Consider the following 20,483-nt stretch of genomic DNA (forward strand, 5'->3'; position numbering starts at 1 on the left):
GAAGGACGTCGAACTCGCCGCATAACCCCAGCAACACCGAACCGCCCCAAACCCGACAGGGGTGCCTTGACGAACGACATAGAGGCACCCCCCCCCGACAGCGACCTTCGCACCATTCGACATGGTCCACGCCTCCTTCGCGGCCGGCGCCGCTCCTGTTGTGTGAACGCGTCCGCGCGCCCTTACGTTCCCCACGTTGCCGGGTGGCCGCGCCACTCGCCGTACTACCGCAGCGGTTCACCGACGTCGTGCATGTGCGCCAGCGCCTGCCGGTAGGACTCGATGAGCCCGGTTTCCGCGTACGGCATGCCGATGCCCGCGCAGTGCGCCCTGACCAGGGGCTGGGCAAGACGCAGATGGGGGCGGGGCATGCTCGGGAAGAGGTGGTGCTCGATCTGGTAGTTCAGCCCGCCGAGGAACCAGTCGGTCAGGACGGCGCCGCGTACGTTGCGCGAGGTCAGGACCTGCCGCTGGAGGTGACCCCAGCGCTCACCGTCGGGGTCGGGCATCTCCATCCCCTTGTGGTTGGGGGCGAAGGCCAGGCCCAGATGGAGACCGAACAGGGCGTGCAGCACCAGGGCGAAGACGATCGCCTTGCCCGGGGACAGTGTGCTGAGCAGCAGCGTCGCGTAGAGGGCGATGTGCGCGGTCAGCAGCAGCGCCGAGACGGCCCGCTCCCGGAGGGGCTGACGGCGCAGGAACTGGAATCCGTAGATCTTCAGCGCGATGCCTTCGAGCAGCAGCATCGGGAAGAACAGCCGGGCCTGGTTCCTGGTCAGCCAGCGGGCGAATCCCTCCCGCTGCGCCGCCTGCTTCTGGGTCCAGACCAGGGCGCCGACACCGACATCGGGGTCCTTGTCGATGTGGTTGGGGTTGGCGTGGTGGCGTACGTGCTTGTCGTTCCACCAGGCTTCGTTCATACCGAGAAGCAGATTGGCGTGTACGAGACCGATGAGCCGGCTCGTCCGGCGGTCGCCGGATATCTGCGCATGACCCGCGTCGTGGGCGACGAAGGCCGTACGGGTCCACAGGACCGCCAGCGGCAGGGCGAGGAGCAGGCTCCACCAGGTGTCGCCCACCAGGACGAGGCCGGTGGCCACCGCGCCCAGGGCCAGCAGATTGGCGGCGATGCCGAGCACATACCGGTCCGTGCGGCGCTCCAGCAGGCCCTGGTCCCTCACCGCACGCAGCAGCGGCGCGAAGTCGCTTCCGGCCGTTGCCCCGCGGGCGTCGGCCCCGCGGGCGTCGACCGGGCGGGCGTCGACCGGGCGGGCGTCGACCGGGCGGGCGTCGACCGGGTGGTCCGGGCTGCTTTCGTCGGCGGGGTCCGCAACAGTGGCTGTCGCCTGGGGCATGACGTCTCCGGTCTCTGGAACCTGTGCGCTGACCTCATCGAACGTACGGACCGAGGGCCGGTGGGAGCCATGGCGCCACCACCCTGGTCCCCCTGGGGCAGACCCCCGTATCCGGGGGTGGGGCTGGCTGCACCACCGAGTCCGGAGCCGGAGCATGAGTGATGCACGCCACACACCCGTACGGCCCGTCGTCGGGCGAAGTGGAGTACCCTCGGCGACTCCGCCCACTAGTCAAATTTGAGGAATCAGACATCGCTGTGCACAGGCACCCTGCGGCAACGCCCTCCGAGATCGCCGAACTGTCCCGCTGCGCCGCGGTCTTCGTCCCCGCGGATCCGGCTCGTACCGGCAGGATCGCGTTCTGGGATCCGGACGGTAGCACCCCCTGCGACACCCCTGCGGCCGGGTCGGAGCTGACCGTGGTCGGAGCCGACCTGCGGCCCCGTACGGTCTCGGCGCTGTTCCTCCCCGTGCGGGACGCTCTGCCGGTGCTGACCCGGGCACGGGCCGCCGCGCAGGCCTCGCCCGCCACCGCCTTCTGGGGCGCCGCCGCGCTCCTCGCTCTCCAGTTCGTCGCCCGCGGCCTGCTGCTGCCGGGGCTGAGCACCGCCGACCACGACGCCTGGCGGATCGGGCCGTTGAGCGCCGAGGACCTCGAACGGATCCGGGAGCTCTCGGCCTCGATGCCGCCGACCGCACACGCGACTCCCGTTCCGGACGGGGAAGACGCGGGAGACGGGGAAGACGCGGGAGACGGGGAGCCGTTGCTGCCCGAACCGGAGCGCCTGCTGCGTGCGTTCCTCGATGCCGTGGCCGACGCGATGCCCCGTACCCCGGCTGCCGGCTTCGCCGCCGCCGGCCCCGCGTTCACCGCCCAGCGGCCCCAGCACCTGCCCGAGGGGCGGGCCTGGGCGGCCGATGTGGCGGCCGGTCACGATGCGGGCGTACGGCTCTCGTTGCGTATCGAGGTCACGGGGGTGGCCGCGGGGCGGAGCGGCGCGGAGGCGGGCTCCGATGCCGCCGCGGGAGCGGTGGGGCCGGGGCCCTCCGGTACGGACGTGGCCGCGCCGTCGTTCCGTGCCGTGCTGCAGATCCACAGTGTCAGCGATCCCCCCCTGGTCGCCGATGCGGCCGAGGTGTGGGCGGGCGGCTCACGGACCGCGGCCGCGTTCGGGCCGGGGGCCCGGATGGACGCCCTCCTCACCCTGCGGCGGGCCGCCCGCGCCTGGCCCCCGCTGGCGCCGTTGCTCTCCGCCGCGGTGCCGGACGCGGTGGAACCTGCCGACGAGGAGATCGCCGAGCTGCTGGGGTCCGCCTCACGTGCCCTGGCCGCCGCCGGTGTGCAGGTGCACTGGCCCAGGGAACTCGCCAGGAAGCTCACCGCGCGTGCCGTGATCGGCCCGGATGGCGCGGACGGCTCGGACGGCGCGGACCGGGAGGGTGACGGGCAGGGGGCCGGGCCTCGGGGGCGTACCCCTGGGGACGTGCCCTCGTTCCTCTCCGCCGACGCCCTCTTGTCCTTCGACTGGCGGTTCGCCCTGGGCGACCGGAAGCTGACCCGCGAGGAGCTGGACCGGCTCGCCGAGTCCAGCAGGCCCATCGTGCGACTGCGCGACCAGTGGGTGCTCATCGACCCCGAGGAGGCGCGGCGGGCCCGGGAGACCCAGGACCGCAAGGTCACCCCGATCGACGCGCTCGGCGCGGTGCTGACCGGTTCGACGGAGGTGGACGGCCGCCGCGTCGAGGTGGCGGCGACCGGCTGGCTCCAGCAGTTGCGGGACCGGCTGGCCGACCCGGAGTCCGCCGCCCAGCAGTCGATCGGGCAGCCCGAGGCGCTCACCGCGACCCTGCGCGACTACCAGTTGCGCGGTCTGAACTGGCTGAACACCATGACCTCACTCGGCCTCGGAGCCTGCCTCGCCGACGACATGGGCCTCGGCAAGACGATCACACTCATCGCCCTGCACCTGCACCGGCAGAGCGACCGGGACGCGGCAGGACCGACGCTGGTGGTGTGCCCGACGTCGTTGATGGGGAACTGGCAGCGGGAGATCGAGCGGTTCGCGCCGGGCACCCCCGTCCGCCGCTTCCACAGCGCGTCGCGTTCCCTGGATGGCCTGGTGGACGGCGAGTTCGTGCTGACGACGTACGGCACGATGCGCCTCGACGCGCCCCGGCTCGCCGCCGTGTCCTGGGGCATGGTCGTCATCGACGAGACGCAACACGTGAAGAACCCGCGCTCGGCGACGGCCAAGCAGTTGCGGACGATCGGCGCCCGGGCCCGCGTCGCGCTCACCGGCACCCCCGTGGAGAACAACCTCTCCGAGCTGTGGGCGATCCTGGACTGGACGACGCCCGGTCTGCTCGGCCGGCTCGGCACCTTCCGTACGCGGTACGCCGCCGCGGTCGAGGGCGGCAACGATCCGGGCGCCGCGGAGCGACTCGCCGCGCTCGTGCGGCCGTTCCTGCTGCGGCGGCGCAAGTCCGACCCGGGGATCGCGCCCGAGCTGCCGCCGAAGACCGAGACCGACCGGGCCGTGTCGCTGACGCCGGAACAGACCGGTCTGTACGAGGCGGTGGTCCGCGAGACCCTGGCGGAGATCTCCGCCGCCGACGGCTTCGAGCGGCGGGGGCTCGTGATGAAGCTGCTGACGGCGTTGAAGCAGATCTGCAATCACCCGGCGCAGTACCTCAAGGAGGAGCAGCCGCGGATCGCGGACCGGTCGGGGAAGGTCGAGCTGCTGGACGAACTCCTGGACACGATCCTGGCCGAGCGGGGTTCGGTGCTGGTCTTCACGCAGTACGTGCAGATGGCCCGGCTGCTGGAGGAACACCTGGCCGTGCGCGGGGTGCCCACCCAGTTCCTGCACGGCGGTACGCCGGTGGCCCGGCGCGAGGAGATGGTGGCTCGGTTCCAGACGGGCGAGGCCCCGGTGTTCCTGTTGTCGCTCAAGGCGGCGGGCACCGGGCTCAACCTCACCCGCGCCGGTCATGTCGTGCACTTCGACCGCTGGTGGAATCCGGCGGTCGAGGCGCAGGCGACGGACCGGGCGTACCGGATCGGCCAGACGCAGCCGGTGCAGGTGCACCGGCTGATCGCCGAGGGCACGATCGAGGACCGGATCGCCGAGATGCTCGCCCGCAAGCAGGGCCTTGCGGACGCGGTGCTCGGCTCCGGCGAGGCGGCACTGACCGAACTGACCGATGCGGAACTGGCCGACCTGGTCGAGTTGCGAGGGGGCGCACGATGAGCGACGACTACGACTTCGAGGACGACTACGCGTACGGGGCGGGGTACGGGACGGGCGAGGCGGACGCCTCGGGTGGGGGCGACGGCGGGGGCGACGGTTGTGGTGCGTCGCGGAACGGCCGGCGCGGACCGGAGCGTACGTTCGCGGCGCTTCCCCCGGCGCAGGGCCGGGGTTTCGCCACGTCCTGGTGGGGCCGGGCGTGGCTCAAGGCGCTGGAGGACACGGCGCTCGACGGCCAACAGCTCAAGCAGGGGCGGCGGCTGGCCCGGGAGGGCAGGGTCGGGGCGGTCTCCGTACGGCCGGGGCGGATCACGGCCGTGGTGCGGGACCGCGACGGCACGGCCCACCGCAGCGACGTCCTGCTGCAACAACTCGGGGCGGGCGCCTGGGACCGGTTCCTGGACATGGCGGTGGACCGGGCCGGGCACATCGCGGCGCTGCTGGACCGGGACATGCCGCCGCACCTGGTGGAGGACGCGGCGAGCGCCGGGGTCGAGCTGCTGCCCGGCATCGGCGATCTGGAGCCGGAGTGCACCTGCGGGGCCTGGGACCACTGCCCGCACTCGGGTGCTCTCTGCTACCAGGTGGCGCGCTTGCTGGACGAGGACCCGTTCGTCCTGCTGCTGATGCGGGGGCGCGAGGAGCGGCGGCTGCTGGACGAGCTCCAGGTGCGCAGCGCCGCCCGTGCGGTCCGGGACGGCGACAGCGGGCCCCGGGAGGCCGACGACGGGCCGGAGCGGGGGGTTCGCGGGGTGCCGGCCGGGGAAGCGTTCGCGGCGGCCGGGATCCTGCCGCCGCTGCCCACTCCTCCGTCGCCCCCCGACGCGCCGGGGCTCGGGCCCTCGCTGGACACGGAGACCGCGCCCGCGCCCGGGGTCGACCCGGCGGCGCTGGAGGTCCTGGCGGCCGACAGTGCGGTGCGGGCCCACCGGATGCTGCTGGACGCCCTGGCCCCGGGGCACGAAGGGCAGCCGCTCCCGGCGGAACTGACTCCGCAGCAGGACGCGGTACGGCTGGCCGCGGACGCCCGGCCGGACGCGCGGATCGGGGCCCGGCTGGCCGCGGGGTCCGGCCGCGCGCCCGTGGACCTGGACGCGGCGGTCCGTGCCTGGGGGTACGGCGGGGTCGCGGCACTCGCCGTGCTCGACGAGGAGTGGACGCCGGGTGCGGAGCAACTGGGGCGGGCCCGCGCCCGGCTCGGCGAGGCCTGGGAGGCGGGCGAGCGGCCGGCACTGCGGGCGAGCGGGCGGACCCGCTGGACCGTGGCGGGCGCCGACCTCCAGCTCCGGCTCGACCGCAACGGGCGGTGGTGGCCCTACCACAAGGAGCGCGGACGGTGGGTGCCTGCCGGACCGGCGGACGACGATCCGGCGGGGGCGCTGGCAGGGGCCGACGACGGGGCGGCGGACGCGGCGGACTCGAAGCACGCGGCGGAGGGGGCGGACGCGCGGATGTGACAGACGTGCGGACGTGCCAGACGCGACGGCCTGCGGCGGTCGGGGCCCCGGTACGGGGGGTAAGGCGGGGGCCCCGGTACGGAGGCCGGGCGGGGTACGAAGGCCGGGAGCCCGGGGCCGGACGGGGCTGGGCTGGGCTAGGACCCGGGGCCCCGGGCCAGGGCCTGGGGGCCAGGGCCGGACGAGGCTGGGCTGGGGCCCGCGGCCCCGGGCCGGGGTGCGGGGCCCAAGGCCGGGGCGGGGCCCGCGCCCCCGGGCTGCGGGGTCCGGGCGCGGGGGCTGGGCCGGGTACGGGGATACGGGCGTACCTGGCGAGTCCGTCATTCCGCGGGGAGTCGTGCTTCCGGATGCGCGGGAGCCGCGCGCCTCCGGAAGGCGGCTGCGGGTGCGGGGAACCGGAGGCCCCGTGGGCTCGTCGTCTGCATCAACGGGATTGATCCGCAAGTCCGCGGGCTCACCGACGCGGCTCCGTGTCGCACCCGCCAACCCGCCCCGGCCCCGGCCCCAGTCCCAGTCCCAGCCCCCAGGAGTGCTGTTGCACCGTAGAAGGATCATCCAGTGCGCCGCCGCGACCATGGCGGCGGCCGTCCTGCCGTCGTCGGTCCGGGCCGTGGCGGCGCCGAAGGGGCCCACCGACTACGCGACAGCCCTGTGGACTCCCGCCTCCCCCGCCAACTACACCGTTCCCTCCCACCTTTCCGAGCGCCGGATCGACCGCGTCGTCATCCATGTCGCCCAGCAGTTGTTCACGCCGACCGCGGGCATCTTCCGTAACCCCTCCAAGCAGGTTTCGGCCCACTACGTCGTGCGCTCCGGCGACGGCCATGTCGCCCAGTGCGTACGCGAGAGGGACATCGCCTGGCACGCGGGCAACTAGAGCTGGAACACCCGGAGCGTCGGCATCGAGCACGAGGGGTGGGTGGACCGCCCGGAGTTCTTCACGGACGTCATGTACCTGCGGTCCGCCCGGCTGGCCGCGGACATCTGCGACCGTCACGGCATCCCCAAGGACCGGGAGCACATCGTCGGCCACCACGAGGTGCCGGGCAGCGACCACACCGATCCGGGCGTCCACTGGGACTGGGAGCGCTACCTCCGGCTCGTCGGCGACGCCGCCTGAGCCGCCCTCCCCCGCCACCCGTGGTGATGACTCTCCGCACCGAGGTTGTCGCGGAGGCCGACTGCGACGACGATGGGAGAGCACGACGGCCCAGGACGGGAGGGCGAGTTGACGGATCCCTGGGTGGCCCTGGCGGCGGACACCGACCCCGGAGAGCGGAGCGGCGCGCTCCGCCGCGCCCATGACGTGTTCACCTCGGCGGGGCGGCTGGAGCGGCCCGTCCGTGCGGTGGTCGGCGCGTCCTGGCGACGCTCGGCACGGGCGCGGGTCAGCCCGGACGACGCCCCCGTCGTGGAGCTCGGCCCGGACGAGCTGGGTCCGTACCGGGCGGCACATCCCCTGGCCCGTGCGATGCCCGTGATCCGCGAACTGATGGGCGCCTACGCGACGGACGGAGAGCATCTGCTGGCCGTCTGCGACGCCCACGGCCGCCTCCTGTGGGTCGAAGGCCACACGGCGGCGCGGCGGGCGGCGGGCCTGATGAACTTCGTGGAGGGCGCCCGCTGGGCCGAGTCCGTGGCGGGGACGAACGCGCCGGGGACGGCCATCGCGGTGGACCGCCCGGTCCAGGTCTTCGCGGCCGAGCACTTCCTGCGCCCGGTCCAGCAGTGGACCTGTGCGGCGGCGCCGTTGCACGATCCCCGTACGGGCCGGGTGCTGGGGGCCGTGGACATCACGGGCGGGGACCGGCTCGCCCACCCGCACAGTCTGGCCTTCGTCCAGGCGGTGGCCCGGGCCGCCGAGTCGCAGCTCGCGCTGTTGACGCCGTCGTCCGAGTCCGATGTCGAGTCGGTGCGGCTCAGCGTGCTGGGCCGGGACGAGGCACTGTTGGTGGCGCGCGGCCGGCGGCTGCGGCTCAGCCGGCGGCACAGCGAGATCCTGGTCGCCCTGGCCCGTAGGCCGGAGGGCCTGAGCGGAGACGAGCTGTTGGTCGAGCTGTACGAGGACGAGTCGGTGACCCCGGTGACGCTGCGGGCCGAACTCTCCCGGCTCCGGCGGCTGCTGGGGCCCGACCTGCTGGACTCTCGTCCGTACCGGCTGGCCGTCCCGGTGGACGCCGATTTCGACACGGTGACGCGCCGGTTGGGTTCGGGCGCGGTGGCGGCGGCGCTGGACGCGTACGCGGGACCGCTGCTCCCGGGTTCCGGGGCCCCGGTGGTCGTACGCCTGCGGCGGCGGATCGAGGAGCAGTTGCGGGCCGCGCTGATCGCCCGGGGTGATCCGGGGCTGCTCGCGGACTGGGCCTACAGCCCGTGGGGCGAGGAGGACCTGCCGGTGTGGCGCGCGCTGGCCGGAGCGGTCCCGGCGGACCAGCGGGCGGCGTTGCAGGCGCGGGTCCGAGGGCTCGACGCCGAGCAGCGCGGCTAGAGCCTGCCGTCACACTGCCGTCGTCGCCCGGCCGGCAGGCGACAGTGTGATGACAGGCCCTGGGGGCGGCATCCGCTCCCCCTCGTGCGTCTCGTCGCAGCCCCCGTGCAACGCCCTTGCAACGTCCCCGTGCCTAGCCTCGCGCCGAGGGCCGTCCAACGGCGGGCGGCACCGGACCCGGGAGGCCACAGAGATGACCCGTTACGCTGCGCCGGGCACCGAGGGCGCGATCGTCACGTACGCGTCCCGCTACGACCACTGGATCGGCGGGGAGTACGTGCCGCCGGCCCGGGGGTGGTATTTCGAGAACCCGAGCCCCGTCAACGGTCGCCCGTTCACCGAGATCGCGCGCGGCACGGCCGAGGACGTCGAACTGGCCCTGGACGCCGCGCATGCGGCGGCAGCGGGCTGGGGCGCCACGTCCGCCGGAGACCGGGCCTCCGTGCTGAACAGGATCGCCGATCGGATGGAAGCCCACCTGGAGGAGCTGGCGGTCGCCGAGAGCTGGGAGAACGGCAAGCCCGTGCGGGAGACGCTGGCGGCCGACATCCCGCTCGCCGTCGACCACTTCCGCTACTTCGCGGGGGCCCTGCGCGCCCAGGAGGGTTCGCTCAGCGAGATCGACGACGACACCGTCGCGTACCACTTCCATGAGCCGCTGGGCGTGGTCGGGCAGATCATCCCGTGGAACTTCCCCATCCTGATGGCCACCTGGAAGCTCGCCCCGGCGCTCGCCGCGGGCAATGCGGTGGTCCTCAAGCCGGCCGAGCAGACACCCGCGTCGATCCACTACTGGCTGGGTCTGGTGGCGGATCTGCTGCCGCCGGGCGTCGTCAACATCGTCAACGGCTTCGGCGCGGAGGCCGGCAAGCCGCTCGCCTCCAGCCCGCGCGTCGCGAAGATCGCCTTCACCGGTGAGACCACGACGGGGCGGCTGATCATGCAGTACGCCTCCGAGAACATCAAGCCGGTGACGCTGGAACTGGGCGGCAAGTCGCCGAACATCTTCTTCGACGACGTATCGAGCGCCGACGACGACTTCCTCGACAAGGCCCTCGAAGGGTTCACCATGTTCGCCCTCAACCAGGGCGAGGTGTGCACGTGCCCGTCGCGCGCTCTCATCCAGCGCGGCCACTACGGCGCGTTCCTGGAGGCGGCCATCGCCCGCACCGAACAGATCGTGCCGGGCCACCCCCTGGACACCGACACGATGATCGGCGCCCAGGCCTCCAACGACCAGCTGCAGAAGATCCTTTCGTACCTGGACATCGGCCAGCAGGAAGGCGCGAAGATCCTGACGGGTGGTCAGCGCATCGAGCACGGCGGTGAGCTGGAGGGTGGTTACTACGTCCAGCCGACGGTCTTCGAGGGCGACAACCGGATGCGGGTCTTCCAGGAGGAGATCTTCGGCCCGGTCGTGGCCGTGACGTCCTTCACGGACTTCGACGACGCCATCAGCACGGCGAACGACACCCTGTACGGGCTGGGAGCCGGAGTCTGGACCCGTGACGTCAACACGGCCTACCGGGCGGGGCGCGGGATCAAGGCGGGCAGGGTCTGGACGAACTGCTACCACGCGTACCCGGCGCACGCTGCGTTCGGCGGCTACAAGCAGTCGGGCATCGGCCGGGAGAACCACAAGATGATGCTGGAGCACTATCAGCAGACGAAGAACCTTCTGGTGTCGTACTCGGCGAAGAAGCTCGGGTTCTTCTAGGAGCACGAAAGAAGGCGCCTGACCTGGGCTTTGGCCCATCAGGCGCCCCGGTCGGAATCACCTCGCACCGGTAAGGTGTCACCGCGCCGCCGGACACCGTTGTGCTCAAGGCGTGCGGACGTGGCTCTCCTGCATCTGCCGTTCGACGCCGTCACCGGACTCGACACGGAGACGCTGCTGACCGAGGGCAGGTCGTGGTCCTGTCCGGCGACCACGCGCCGGCCGGCTTCGCTCTGAGCGCTCCGCGTTCCGTTCCGGGAGGAGCCGGCGCTACCCGGGCAGCGGCCGTCGCACCCCGTCCGTGGACTCCCGTACCTCCAACCGGTGCGGTGCGATGCGGACTTCGTACGGCAGGGGGCCCTCCGCGCCGATCCGGGCGGCCAGGCAGTCGACGGCCAGCGCGGCGATGACCGCCTTGTCGGGGACCACGGAGGTGAGCGAAGGCGTCGCGTAGAGCGCCTCGCCCGAACCGTCCACGCCCGCCAGCGCCATGCCACCGGGAACGTCGAGGCCCGCTTCGTACAGCGCTCTGCGGGCTCCGACGGCGAGCAGGTCGCTGAAGCAGAAGACCGCGTCGGGCCGAGCGTCCGTGGGCAGTTCGAGCAGCGTGCGCATGGCCGCGAGCCCGTTCGCCCGGTCGAACTCGCCCACACGCGCGGCGAGTCGGGGATCGTAGGTCAACCCCGCCTCATGCAGTGCCTGTTGAAAACCTTCGAGGCGCTGCCTGCTGGTGGCCGACCGCTGCTCGTCCACACCGATCGCCCCGATCCTGGTGTGGCCCAGCGCCGCGAGATGCGCGGTGACCTCACGGGCGGCGGCGACGTTGTCGATCAGCACGTGGTCGGCGACAACCTGGCCGCTGCCGTAATCGCGCTCGCCGAGGAGCACCAGCGGGAACTCGTCGGCCACCGGCGCGAGATCACCCGGCGACACCCGCAGCGGCGAGAGAATCACCCCGTCCAGCAGCGATGCGCCGACGCCGGTCGCCAGGCGCAGTTCTTCGCGGGCGTCGCCCCGGGTCTCCTCGATCAGCACCGTGAAGCCGCGCGAGGACGCCTCACGTCCGACGTGGTGCGCCAGTTCGGCGAAGTACGGCGTGCCGAGATCCGGGACGGCGAGCGCGATCAGGCCGCTGCGGCCGGTACGCAGCCGCCGGGCCGAGGGGTTGGGCCGGTAGCCCAGCTCCCCCACCGCCGCCAGCACCCGGGTCCGGGTCGCATCGGAGACCCGGGGCGCATTGCGTACAACGTTGGACACCGTCTTGATCGATACGCCTGCGCGTTCCGCCACATCCTTCAGCGTGACCGCCGCCATAAGCCGTCCCCCCATCATCGTTTTCCTTGATTATGCACAGCCCAGGGGCCCTTGTCCCCGGCGGGGCGTTCGGCGGATTCCTTGCCGACAGAGGGTTGACCGCGGAGATACGCGGCAGTTACAACGTTGGAACAAGGGAAGTTCGGCCAGGTCGTTTCCGGCCTTCGAACGGCTCCGCGCCGCCTGGCTGCGCGGCGCGCGTGGACCGTCATGTGCGCCGCCCCGCCGCTCACCACACCGTCCCGACCGCCTCACGAGAGGGGCTTCATGTCTTCGCACCGCTCGCCCACCCCGCTGCGCACCGCCGTGGTCGGCGCGGGAGGAATCGCCCGCACCAGCCATCTGCCCGCGCTGCGGACGCTGGCCGCCGAAGGGAGGGTGGAGGTCGTGGCGTCGGTGGACGTGGTCGAGGCGGCGGCACGTTCGCTGGCCGACGAGGAGTCGACCCCGTACCACGGCACCGACGTGGAGGCGATGCTCGCGGAGGTACGGCCGGACCTGGTGGTGCTGTGCACCCCGCCGGCCGTGCACCGCGAGCAGTCCGTGGCCGCGCTGAAGGCGGGCGCCTGGGTGTGGTGCGAGAAACCGCCGTGCCCGTCGCTGGCAGACTACGACGCGATCGAGGCGGCCGGGACCGGTGGCCCGGGCGACCCTTACGCGGCCATCGTCTTCCAGCACCGCTTCGGTTCGGGGGCGCGGCATGTCCGGGCGCTGCTGGAACGCGGGGCGCTGGGCAGGCCGCTGGTCGCCCACTGCCAGACCACCTGGTACCGCGACACCGCCTATTACGCGGTGCCGTGGCGCGGGCGGTGGGCCACCGAGGGCGGCGGGCCCGCGATGGGCCACGGCATCCACCAGACCGATCTGCTGCTGGACCTGCTGGGCCCGTGGGCCGAGGTGCACGGAATGGCCGCGCGCCTGGTCCACGAGGTGGAGACCGAGGACGTCTCCACCGCCCAGATCCGTTTCGCCTCGGGGGCCGTCGCCACCCTGGTCAACAGCGTGCTCAGCCCGGACGAGGTGAGCCGCATCCGTATCGACTGCGAGCTGGCCACGGTCGAGCTGACGCATCTGTACGGCTACGGCAACGCGGACTGGCGCATCACCCCCGCGCCCGGCGTGCCGGAGGAGACGGTACGGGAGTGGCAGGACTTCGGCGCCGACGAACCGAGCTCCCATCTCGCCCAACTGCGCTCCCTCGTCGACGACATCGCCCGGGGCCGCCGCCACCGGACCAGCGGCGCGGGCGGGCGGCGGACGCTGGAGCTGATCACCGCGCTGTACAAGTCCGCGTTCACCGGCACCACCGTCCGGGCCGGGGAGATCGGCCCCGGCGATCCGTACTACACCGCACTGCACGGCGACGCCCCGGGCTGGGCCCCGGCGGGCGCCCCGGAGGAGGACCGCGCATGACTCTCTCGCTGAGCCACGCCCACGGGGACCGGATCACCGTCTCGTACGGGACGACGGATCTGCTCTCCTACGTCTACCGGCCCGAAGCGGCCTGGGAGGCCCCCAAGCCGTATCTGCACCCGGTCCGCACGCTGTCGGGGGCGACGGTCACCGACTACCGCCCCAACGACCACCGTTGGCACAAGGGCCTCCAGCTCACGGCCTCACACCTGTCGGGGCAGAACCTTTGGGGCGGCAACACCTATGTGCACGGCGAGGGATACCTCGCCCTGCCGAACCGGATCGGTTCGATGGCCCACGTGGCCTTCGAGGAGGTGGCCGTCGCGCCCGACCGCGCCGTCATCGCCGAGCACCTCACCTGGCACCCGCACGACGGCGCGCTGTGGGCCGAGGAGGAGCGCCGCATCGAGGTCCGTGACGTCGACGCGGACACGGGCAGCTGGTCGCTGATCTGGACGTCGTCGATCACGAACCGGCGCGACGAGCCGCTGCGCTTCGGCAGCCCGACCACGCACGGCCGCCCCGCCGCCGGATACACCGGGCTCTTCTGGCGTGGACCGCGCGCCTTCCGCGACGGCCACGTCTTCACCGCCGAGAACGACGGACGGGCAACGGAGTTGATGGGCAGTCAGGCCGACTGGCTGGCTTACAGCGGCGAGCACGACGAGCGCGACGGCCACGCCACCGTCGTCTTCGAGCACGCGCGGTCCAACGACCACCTGGGCGAGAAGGGAACACATCCGGCGCACTGGTTCGTCCGCAACGACCCGTTCGCCGCCGTCGCCCCCTCCTGGGCCTTCTCCGATGAGCTGGTCCTCGCACCCGGCGACGCCCTCACCCGTGGCTACCGCGTCCATGTGGCCCACGGGGCCTGGAACCGGGAGCGGGTCGCCGCCCACCTGGAGGCGCACCCGTGGTGACCTCGGCATACGACGGCTTCCCCGGCGCGGTCGGGGTGTCCCGGCTCAGCGTCTACGACTGGCCGACCGTGGAGGGCCTGCCCGGTGGCGGCACCCCGCACCTCCACCTCGCCTGTACCGAGGGGTACGTGGTGACCTCCGGGCATGGCACGGTGCAGACGCTGACCACCTCGGGCTACCGGGAGACACCGCTGGAGCCCGGCGTGGTGGCCTGGTTCACCCCGGGCACGATCCACCGGCTGGTGAACGACGGCGGTCTGGAGATCACCGTGGTGATGCAGAACAGCGGGCTGCCGGAGGCCGGCGACGCGGTCCTCACGCTGCCGCCGGACCGGCTCGTCGACGAGGCGACGTACGCGGACGCCGTCCGCATTCCCGCCGATCTCCCCGAGGCGGAGCAGGCGCGGGTCGCCCGGGCCCGCCGCGACCTGGCCACCCGGCGGTTCCTGGAGCTGCGCGCGGCCACGGAGGCCGGTGATCCGGGTCCGCTCGCCGAGTTCCAGCGGGCGGCCGCCGCGTTGGTGCGGCCCCGGCTGGACGACTGGGAGCGGCGGTGGCGCGAGGGTGCCGAGGCCGCCGCCCGGGCGACCGGCGGCCATCTCGACGCGCTGCGCGAGCGGGACGTACGCCATCTCGCCGAGGCCCGGGTCGCCCGGACCGGACCGACGGCCACGGGCCGGTTCGGGATGTGCGGCCGGCTGGCCGTGTACCAGGGCATTTGACCGCCGACGAGCCCTCGGATGCGCCGGCCGTCCGTCGGCGCGTCCGGCCGACTGATCGACTGATCGACTGATCGACTGCCGAACCCCACAGCCCCACGCCACTCGTCGGGCCCCACGCCACTCGTCGGGGCCCCTCCCCCATCCGCCTCTCCTCCCCTGGAGGGAACCATGTCCGAGCCCCCCGAGGGCCGACGCCGTCTCCCGGGCCGGCGCGCATTCCTCGCCGCCGCCGGGGCCGGTGCCGGCACCGCCCTGGCGGGGTCGCTGTCCGCCTGCTCCGCCACCGGCGCCGGCTCGTCCAAGGGCGTCACGCTCACCTTCTCCTGGTGGGGCAACGACGACCGCGCCGAACGCACCGAACGGGCCGTCCGTCTCTTCGAGAAGGAGAACCCGGGGGTCAGGGTCGCCACCTCCAACGCCGACTTCGGCTCGTACATGCAGAAGCTCGCCACCCAGGCGGCGGGCGGCGGCATCCCGGACGTCGCGCAGCTGGACTACCGGCAGGTGTCGCAGTACGCGGGCGGCGGCGCTCTCCTGTCGCTCTCCGATGCCCTGTCCGAGGGGGCGATCCGCAGCGACGCGATGGACGCGGAGTTCGTGCGCACCGGGACGTACGAAGACGAGCAGTACGCCATGCCGATGGGCCGTGGCATCACGGGATTCGCGTACGACACCCGGCTGTACGAGAAGGCGGGAGTGGCCGCCCCGCACCCCGGCTGGACCTGGCGGGAGTGGGCGGCGGGCAACCGGCGGATCACCGAGTTGGGCGAGCGGTCGCCGGACGGGCGGACGATGGGCGGCGCCAACGACGGGGGCGTCAACGAGGACGTCTTCGAGGTGTGGCTGCGCAGCCGGGGCGGACGGCTCTACGCGAGCCAGACCCGGCTGGGCTTCACCGAGGACGACCTCACCGAATTCTGGACCTTCTGCGACGGCCTGCGCAGGGACGGGGTCGTCGCCCGGGCCGAGGACACCTCGCAGGCGACGACCACCGAGACCTCACCGATGGGCCGCCGGCTGGTCGCCGCGGACTTCACCTGGGACGCGCCGTTCCCCGGCTATCCGGCGCTGCTCGGCGAGCAGGTGCGGTTCGCGCCCGTACCGACGACCGGCGGCCGCCAGGGCGCGTACTTCAAGCCCTCGATGCTCCTCGGTGTCGGGGCGCACACCGGGCATCCGAAGGAGGCGACCGCGCTGGTGGACTTCCTCCTCAACGACCCGAGAGCCGGGGACATCCTCGGCTTCTCCCGGTCCACCCCTCCCAACCGGACCGTCGCCGCCCGCGTCGCCAAGACGCTGAAGGGCGCGGAGCTGGACATCTACCGGTACGCGCTGCGGATGGAGGAGTACGGCCTGGACGCGCCGCCGACCGCGCCACCGCGCGGCGACGTGGCGATCCAGACCGCCTTCAACCGCACGTACCAACGCGTCATGTACGGCTTGGCCACCCCCCGGCAGGCGGCGCGCGAACTGATCGACGAGGCGAAGCGGGAGCTGCGGTCATGAGCACGGTGTCGACCAGGGCGCCCGCGGGCGCCGACCGGGCGGCGGGACCGCCCCGGCCCGGCGGCCCGAAGCGCCGCCGCCGCGTCCGGCGGGAGAAGCAGTGGCCCGCCTACGTCTTCCTCACCCCGTGGATGCTCGGGGCGGCGGTCCTGACGCTCATCCCCATGGCGGTGTCCCTCTATCTCTCGTTCACCGACTACAACCTCTTCGAGGCGCCGCGCTGGGTCGGGCTGCGCAACTACACGGAGATGCTGACCGAGGACCCGCGCTACTGGCGCTCGGTCGGCACGACCCTGCTCTACGTGGTGGTCGCCGTACCGCTGAAGCTGATCCTCGCCCTCGGCGCGGCGATGCTGCTGAAGAACCTCGGCCGCGGCCGTTCCTTCTACCGCTCCGCGTTCTACGCGCCGTCGCTGCTCGGGGCGAGCATGACCGTCGCCCTGGTGTGGCGGGCGCTGTTCAACGACGGCGGTACGGTCCCCGACCTGCTCGGGGCGATCGGCATCGACAGCGGCGGCTGGGTCGGCGATCCGGATCTGGCGGTGTTCGTCGTGGTGCTGCTGACCGTGTGGCAGTTCGGCGCGCCGATGGTCATCTTCCTGGCCGGTCTCCAGCAGATCTCGCCGGACCTGTACGAGGCGGCGGCGCTGGACGGGGCGGGCCGCCGGCGGCAGTTCGTCTCCATCACGGTGCCGATGCTCTCGCCGGTGGTCTTCTTCAACCTGGTGCTGGAGATGATCCAGTCGTTCCAGGTGTTCACCCCGGCCTTCGCCATCAGCGGCGGGAGTGGCGGCCCGGCCGACTCGACGATGTTCTACACGCTCTACCTGTACGAACGCGGCTTCACCGCCTCGCACATGGGCTACGCGGCGGCCATGGCATGGCTGCTGCTGATCGCCATCGGCGTGGTCACGCTGGTGCTCTTCAGGACGTCCCGGTCCTGGGTGTTCTACGCGGACGAGGAGGGGCGATGAATCTCGCCGTCAGGCGCTGGGCGCCGCACACGCTCGCGCTGTTGGGGCTGCTCGTCCTGCTGTATCCGCTGGCCTGGCTGCTGGCGACCTCGCTCAAGCCGGCCGACGAGGTGGTCACCAGCCTGGACCTGTGGCCGAGCAGCCTGGAGTGGTCGAACTACACGACCGCGCTGGAGGGTGTCTCCGGAGTCACGGTGAGCCGTCTCCTCGGCAACACCCTGCTGATCGCGGGAGGGGCCGTCCTCGGCAACGTCCTGTCGTGCTCGCTGGCCGCCTACGCCTTCGCCCGGCTGCGGTTCCGGATGAGCAGGGTCATGTTCGCGTTCATGGTGGCGACGCTGATGCTCCCGCACCACGTGGTGCTGATCCCGCAGTACATCATCTTCAACCAGCTCGGCATGGTGGACACCTACTGGCCGCTGATCCTGCCGAAGTTCCTGGCGACCGAGGCGTTCTTCGTCTTCCTCATCGTGCAGTTCATGCGCGGGCTGCCGCGCGAGCTGGAGGAGTCGGCGCGGATCGACGGCTGCGGCCCGTTCCGTACGTATCTGTCGATCACGCTGCCGCTGACCCGGCCCGCGCTGATCACCACGGCGATCTTCACGTTCATCTGGACGTGGAACGACTTCTTCACGCAGATGATCTACCTGTTCGCGCCGGAGAAGTTCACCATCACCCTCGCCCTGCGCTCCTTCGTCGACCAGTCCAGCACCTCCGCCTACGGGCCGATGTTCGCGATGTCGGTGATCTCCGTGCTGCCGATCGTGCTGTTCTTCTTCGTCTTCCAGCGCTATCTGGTGCAGGGCATGGCGACCACCGGACTGAAGGGCTGAGCGCGATGACCCATGCACCCGCCCGCCTCGCCCCGCTGCCGCCGGCCGACCGCCGTGAGCCCGGCGAACTCTTCGGCGGCGGCTTCACGCTCTTCGCGGACATGCTGCTCGTCGGCCTCGTGACGGCGGTCGCCTGCCTGCCCGTCGTGACCGCTCCGGCCGCCTTCGCCGCCGCGTCCGCGACGCTGCGGGACGGCGCGAGTGGTACGGCCCCGGTGACGGCGGCCGGGTATCTGCGCCGCCTGCGCGCCCGGCTCACCGTCGGTTCGCTGGCCGCCGGACTGCTCCCGCCGCTGCTCGCGGCGGTCGTGCTGATCGACGCGGCCCTGGTGCGCAGCGTCCTGCCGGGAGCCGCGGTGGTGGCGCCGGCGCTGGCGCTGACCGTGCTGGCCACCGCCGTCGTGGCGCTGCGGGCCACCGCGCTGGACGCGGCGCACCGGCTGTCCCTCCGCGAGAGCCTGGCCCGCTCGCTCGGCGACCCGCGCGGCAGCGCGCTGCTGGCCGCCGCCGTGGTGCTGGCCGCGCTTCTGGCCTGGTCGGTGCCGCTGCTGGTGCCCCTGCTGCCGGGGCCGCTGGCCTTCGCCGCGGCCGCGGTGGAGATCCGCTCCGCCGCGGGCACGGCAGAGGCCGCCTGACAGTTCCCTCCCCCTTCTCCGTTCTCCCTCGTCCCCCACTCACCGGAGTTCTCGCATGCCCCTGACCCACCTGGACCTCGCCGGCCACCCGCGGCCGCAGCTCGTCCGCGACCCGGACTGGCGCGACCTCGGCGGCCCGTGGCAGTTCGCGTACGACGACGCCGACCGCGGGCGCGCCGAGCGCTGGATGGAACCGCACACCACCGCCCCGTACACCGCTACCGTCACCGTGCCCTGTCCGCCGGAGTCGAAGGCCTCGGGCATCGGGGACCGTTCGCACCACCCGGTGCTCTGGTACCGGCGCACCGTCGACGTGGCCCCTCCCCCGGCTGGACGCCGGCTGCTCGTGCACTTCGGGGCGGTCGACCACCGCGCGGAGGTGTGGCTGAACGGCCGCCTCGTCGGCCACCACGAGGGCGGGCACACGCCGTTCACCTGCGACCTGACCGACGCCGTCGAGCCGGGCGGGCAGCAGGTCCTCGTGGTGCGCGCCGAGGACCAGCCGCTGGACGTCACCCAGCCGCGCGGCAAGCAGGACTGGCGGGACGCCCCGCACATCATCTGGTACCACCGCACGTCCGGGATCTGGCAGCCGGTATGGCTGGAGGAGGTGCCGGACCTGCATGTGACGACCCTGCACTGGACGCCGGACGTGGCGCACGCCCGGGTGCGCTGCGCGATCAGGCTGAGCCGCTGGCCCGCGCGCGCGGTGCGCGTGGGCGTCACGCTGAGACTGGGCGACCGGCTGCTGGCCGAGCAGCGGGTGCTGGCGAACGAGCGGGAGACGGTGTTCGAGATCGCGGTCCCCGCACTGCGCCACGCCCAGGACCTCGACGCCCTGCTGTGGAGCCCGGACCATCCGCACCTGGTGGACGCGACGGTGACGCTGACGGGCACGGGAGCCGGGGAAGGGGACGGCGCCGCGACCGTCGACCGCCTGACGTCCTACCTCGGGCTGCGGGACATCGGCTGGGAGGAGGGCGGCTTCCAGCTCAACCACAAGCCCTGCTTCCTGCGCCTCGCGCTCCAGCAGGGCTACTGGCCCGACTCCCATCTCGCCGCGTCCGCCGAGGACCTGCGGCGGGACGCCGAACTGGCCAAGGAGGCCGGGCTCAACGGGCTGCGCGTCCACCAGAAGCTTGAGGACCCCCGCTTCCTGTACTGGGCCGACCGCCTGGGGCTGATGCTGTGGGCCGAGATGCCGTCCGCGTTCGCCTTCGGGACCACCACGGTGGAGCGGGTGCTGAGCGAGTGGACCGAGGCGGTCTCGCGCGACCTCAGCCATCCCTCGATCGTCGCGTGGGTGCCGGTCAACGAGTCCTGGGGCACGCCCAATCCGGCGCACGTACCGGAGCAGCGCCACTTCATGGACGCGCTGTACCACCTGACCAAGGCGCTCGACCCGTCGCGCCCGACGGTGTCCAACGACGGCTGGGAGATCTCGGCCGCCGACATCTGGGGGGTGCACGACTACACCCAGCGGGCCGACGTCCTGCGCGAGCGGTACGGTCACGCCTCCCTGCGGAGCGGTGAGTTCACCGACCCCTGGCCGGGCGCGAAGCGGCTCCTGCTCCCCGGGGTGCGGCACCAGGGGCAACCCGTGGTGCTCAGCGAGTTCGGCGGGACGACGTTCGAACCCGCCGACGGGGAGGAGTGGTTCGGCTACGACACCGTGGCGAGCCCCGAGGACTACGCCGAGCGGCTGGACTCGCTGGTGGCCGCCGCCGTCGACTCGTCTCTCGCGGGCTTCTGCTTCACCCAGCTCACCGACACCGAGCAGGAGACCAACGGCCTGTTCACCGCGGACCGGCGGCCGAAGATCCCCCTGCCCGATCTGCGGGCGATCCTCACCCGGCCCCGGCGGGGCTGAGCGGCGCGCCGACGCGGCGGCCCTCCAC

The 20,483-nt window shown here is 72.7% G+C and carries 14 protein-coding genes and 1 pseudogene; 13 read left to right on the forward strand and 2 right to left on the reverse strand.

Annotated features, from left to right (window positions below):
* Positions 1-224: 224 nt before the first annotated feature.
* Entirely contained in the window at positions 225-1,355 is a 1,131-nt protein-coding gene (locus ACFWM7_RS21100) for a fatty acid desaturase family protein (protein ID WP_383262833.1), read from the reverse strand.
* A gap of 257 nt (positions 1,356-1,612) precedes the next feature.
* Here ACFWM7_RS21100 and ACFWM7_RS21105 point away from each other — a divergent pair, with 257 nt between their 5' ends.
* The 5 genes and pseudogenes from ACFWM7_RS21105 to ACFWM7_RS21125 all read left to right on the forward strand — a co-directional run bounded on the left by ACFWM7_RS21105 (position 1,613) and on the right by ACFWM7_RS21125 (position 10,268).
* The gene (locus ACFWM7_RS21105) at positions 1,613-4,606 is read left to right on the forward strand and encodes a DEAD/DEAH box helicase (protein WP_383262834.1); all 2,994 of its coding nucleotides are present in this window, start codon (positions 1,613-1,615) and stop codon (positions 4,604-4,606) included.
* Positions 4,603-6,063: an SWF or SNF family helicase gene (locus ACFWM7_RS21110; RefSeq protein ID WP_383262837.1), complete on the forward strand. Its 1,461-nt coding sequence runs from the start codon at positions 4,603-4,605 to the stop codon at positions 6,061-6,063. The genes ACFWM7_RS21105 and ACFWM7_RS21110 overlap by 4 nt, the downstream gene beginning before the upstream one ends.
* 535 nt (positions 6,064-6,598) lie before the next feature.
* Positions 6,599-7,183 (forward strand): annotated as a pseudogene (locus ACFWM7_RS21115) (N-acetylmuramoyl-L-alanine amidase).
* A 108-nt stretch (positions 7,184-7,291) separates the two neighbouring features.
* On the forward strand, positions 7,292-8,551 hold the full coding sequence (locus ACFWM7_RS21120; protein WP_383262839.1) for a GAF domain-containing protein: 1,260 nt from the start codon (positions 7,292-7,294) through the stop codon (positions 8,549-8,551).
* Between the two features lie 193 nt (positions 8,552-8,744).
* Positions 8,745-10,268, forward strand: coding sequence for an aldehyde dehydrogenase family protein (locus tag ACFWM7_RS21125; RefSeq protein WP_383262841.1), 1,524 nt, complete (start codon positions 8,745-8,747; stop codon positions 10,266-10,268).
* A gap of 270 nt (positions 10,269-10,538) precedes the next feature.
* Here ACFWM7_RS21125 and ACFWM7_RS21130 read toward each other — a convergent pair whose 3' ends face one another.
* Positions 10,539-11,582, reverse strand: coding sequence for a LacI family DNA-binding transcriptional regulator (locus ACFWM7_RS21130; RefSeq protein ID WP_383262855.1), 1,044 nt, complete (start codon positions 11,580-11,582; stop codon positions 10,539-10,541).
* A gap of 267 nt (positions 11,583-11,849) precedes the next feature.
* Between ACFWM7_RS21130 and ACFWM7_RS21135 the strand changes: the two genes are divergently transcribed.
* From ACFWM7_RS21135 to ACFWM7_RS21170, 8 genes are all read left to right on the forward strand, one after another.
* Positions 11,850-12,995, forward strand: a complete 1,146-nt coding sequence (locus ACFWM7_RS21135) for a Gfo/Idh/MocA family protein (RefSeq protein WP_383262842.1) — start codon at positions 11,850-11,852, stop codon at positions 12,993-12,995.
* Complete coding sequence (locus ACFWM7_RS21140) at positions 12,992-13,915, forward strand: PmoA family protein (RefSeq protein ID WP_383262843.1); 924 nt, start codon at positions 12,992-12,994, stop codon at positions 13,913-13,915. Before ACFWM7_RS21135 ends, ACFWM7_RS21140 begins: the two co-directional genes overlap by 4 nt.
* Positions 13,909-14,637, forward strand: a complete 729-nt coding sequence (locus ACFWM7_RS21145) for a cupin domain-containing protein (protein WP_383262845.1) — start codon at positions 13,909-13,911, stop codon at positions 14,635-14,637. Before ACFWM7_RS21140 ends, ACFWM7_RS21145 begins: the two co-directional genes overlap by 7 nt.
* A gap of 168 nt (positions 14,638-14,805) precedes the next feature.
* On the forward strand, positions 14,806-16,143 hold the full coding sequence (locus tag ACFWM7_RS21150) for an ABC transporter substrate-binding protein (RefSeq protein WP_383262847.1): 1,338 nt from the start codon (positions 14,806-14,808) through the stop codon (positions 16,141-16,143).
* A complete protein-coding gene (locus tag ACFWM7_RS21155) occupies positions 16,140-17,117 on the forward strand; it encodes a carbohydrate ABC transporter permease (RefSeq protein WP_383262849.1) in 978 nt (325 codons plus the stop codon). The genes ACFWM7_RS21150 and ACFWM7_RS21155 overlap by 4 nt, the downstream gene beginning before the upstream one ends.
* Positions 17,114-17,950: a carbohydrate ABC transporter permease gene (locus tag ACFWM7_RS21160; RefSeq protein ID WP_383262850.1), complete on the forward strand. Its 837-nt coding sequence runs from the start codon at positions 17,114-17,116 to the stop codon at positions 17,948-17,950. Before ACFWM7_RS21155 ends, ACFWM7_RS21160 begins: the two co-directional genes overlap by 4 nt.
* A 5-nt stretch (positions 17,951-17,955) precedes the next feature.
* Entirely contained in the window at positions 17,956-18,585 is a 630-nt protein-coding gene (locus ACFWM7_RS21165; protein ID WP_383262852.1) for a hypothetical protein, read from the forward strand.
* A 55-nt stretch (positions 18,586-18,640) separates the two neighbouring features.
* Positions 18,641-20,455 carry a glycoside hydrolase family 2 protein gene (locus ACFWM7_RS21170; protein ID WP_383262853.1) on the forward strand — a complete coding sequence of 605 codons (1,815 nt, stop codon included), beginning with the start codon at positions 18,641-18,643 and terminating at the stop codon, positions 20,453-20,455.
* The last annotated feature ends 28 nt before the right edge of the window (positions 20,456-20,483 follow it).

The sequence above is a fragment of the Streptomyces sp. NPDC058375 genome (genome assembly GCF_042723425.1).
GTDB lineage: Bacteria > Actinomycetota > Actinomycetes > Streptomycetales > Streptomycetaceae > Streptomyces > Streptomyces durocortorensis.

Coding starts and splice junctions, on each gene's coding strand:
- ACFWM7_RS21135 (WP_383262842.1), top strand. CDS start 11,850: ATGTCTTCGCACCGCTCGCCCACCCCGCTGCGCACCGCCGTGGTCGGC.
- ACFWM7_RS21130 (WP_383262855.1), bottom strand. CDS start 11,582: ATGGCGGCGGTCACGCTGAAGGATGTGGCGGAACGCGCAGGCGTATCG.
- ACFWM7_RS21170 (WP_383262853.1), top strand. CDS start 18,641: ATGCCCCTGACCCACCTGGACCTCGCCGGCCACCCGCGGCCGCAGCTC.
- ACFWM7_RS21100 (WP_383262833.1), bottom strand. CDS start 1,355: ATGCCCCAGGCGACAGCCACTGTTGCGGACCCCGCCGACGAAAGCAGC.
- ACFWM7_RS21155 (WP_383262849.1), top strand. CDS start 16,140: ATGAGCACGGTGTCGACCAGGGCGCCCGCGGGCGCCGACCGGGCGGCG.
- ACFWM7_RS21165 (WP_383262852.1), top strand. CDS start 17,956: ATGACCCATGCACCCGCCCGCCTCGCCCCGCTGCCGCCGGCCGACCGC.
- ACFWM7_RS21150 (WP_383262847.1), top strand. CDS start 14,806: ATGTCCGAGCCCCCCGAGGGCCGACGCCGTCTCCCGGGCCGGCGCGCA.
- ACFWM7_RS21160 (WP_383262850.1), top strand. CDS start 17,114: ATGAATCTCGCCGTCAGGCGCTGGGCGCCGCACACGCTCGCGCTGTTG.
- ACFWM7_RS21140 (WP_383262843.1), top strand. CDS start 12,992: ATGACTCTCTCGCTGAGCCACGCCCACGGGGACCGGATCACCGTCTCG.
- ACFWM7_RS21110 (WP_383262837.1), top strand. CDS start 4,603: ATGAGCGACGACTACGACTTCGAGGACGACTACGCGTACGGGGCGGGG.
- ACFWM7_RS21125 (WP_383262841.1), top strand. CDS start 8,745: ATGACCCGTTACGCTGCGCCGGGCACCGAGGGCGCGATCGTCACGTAC.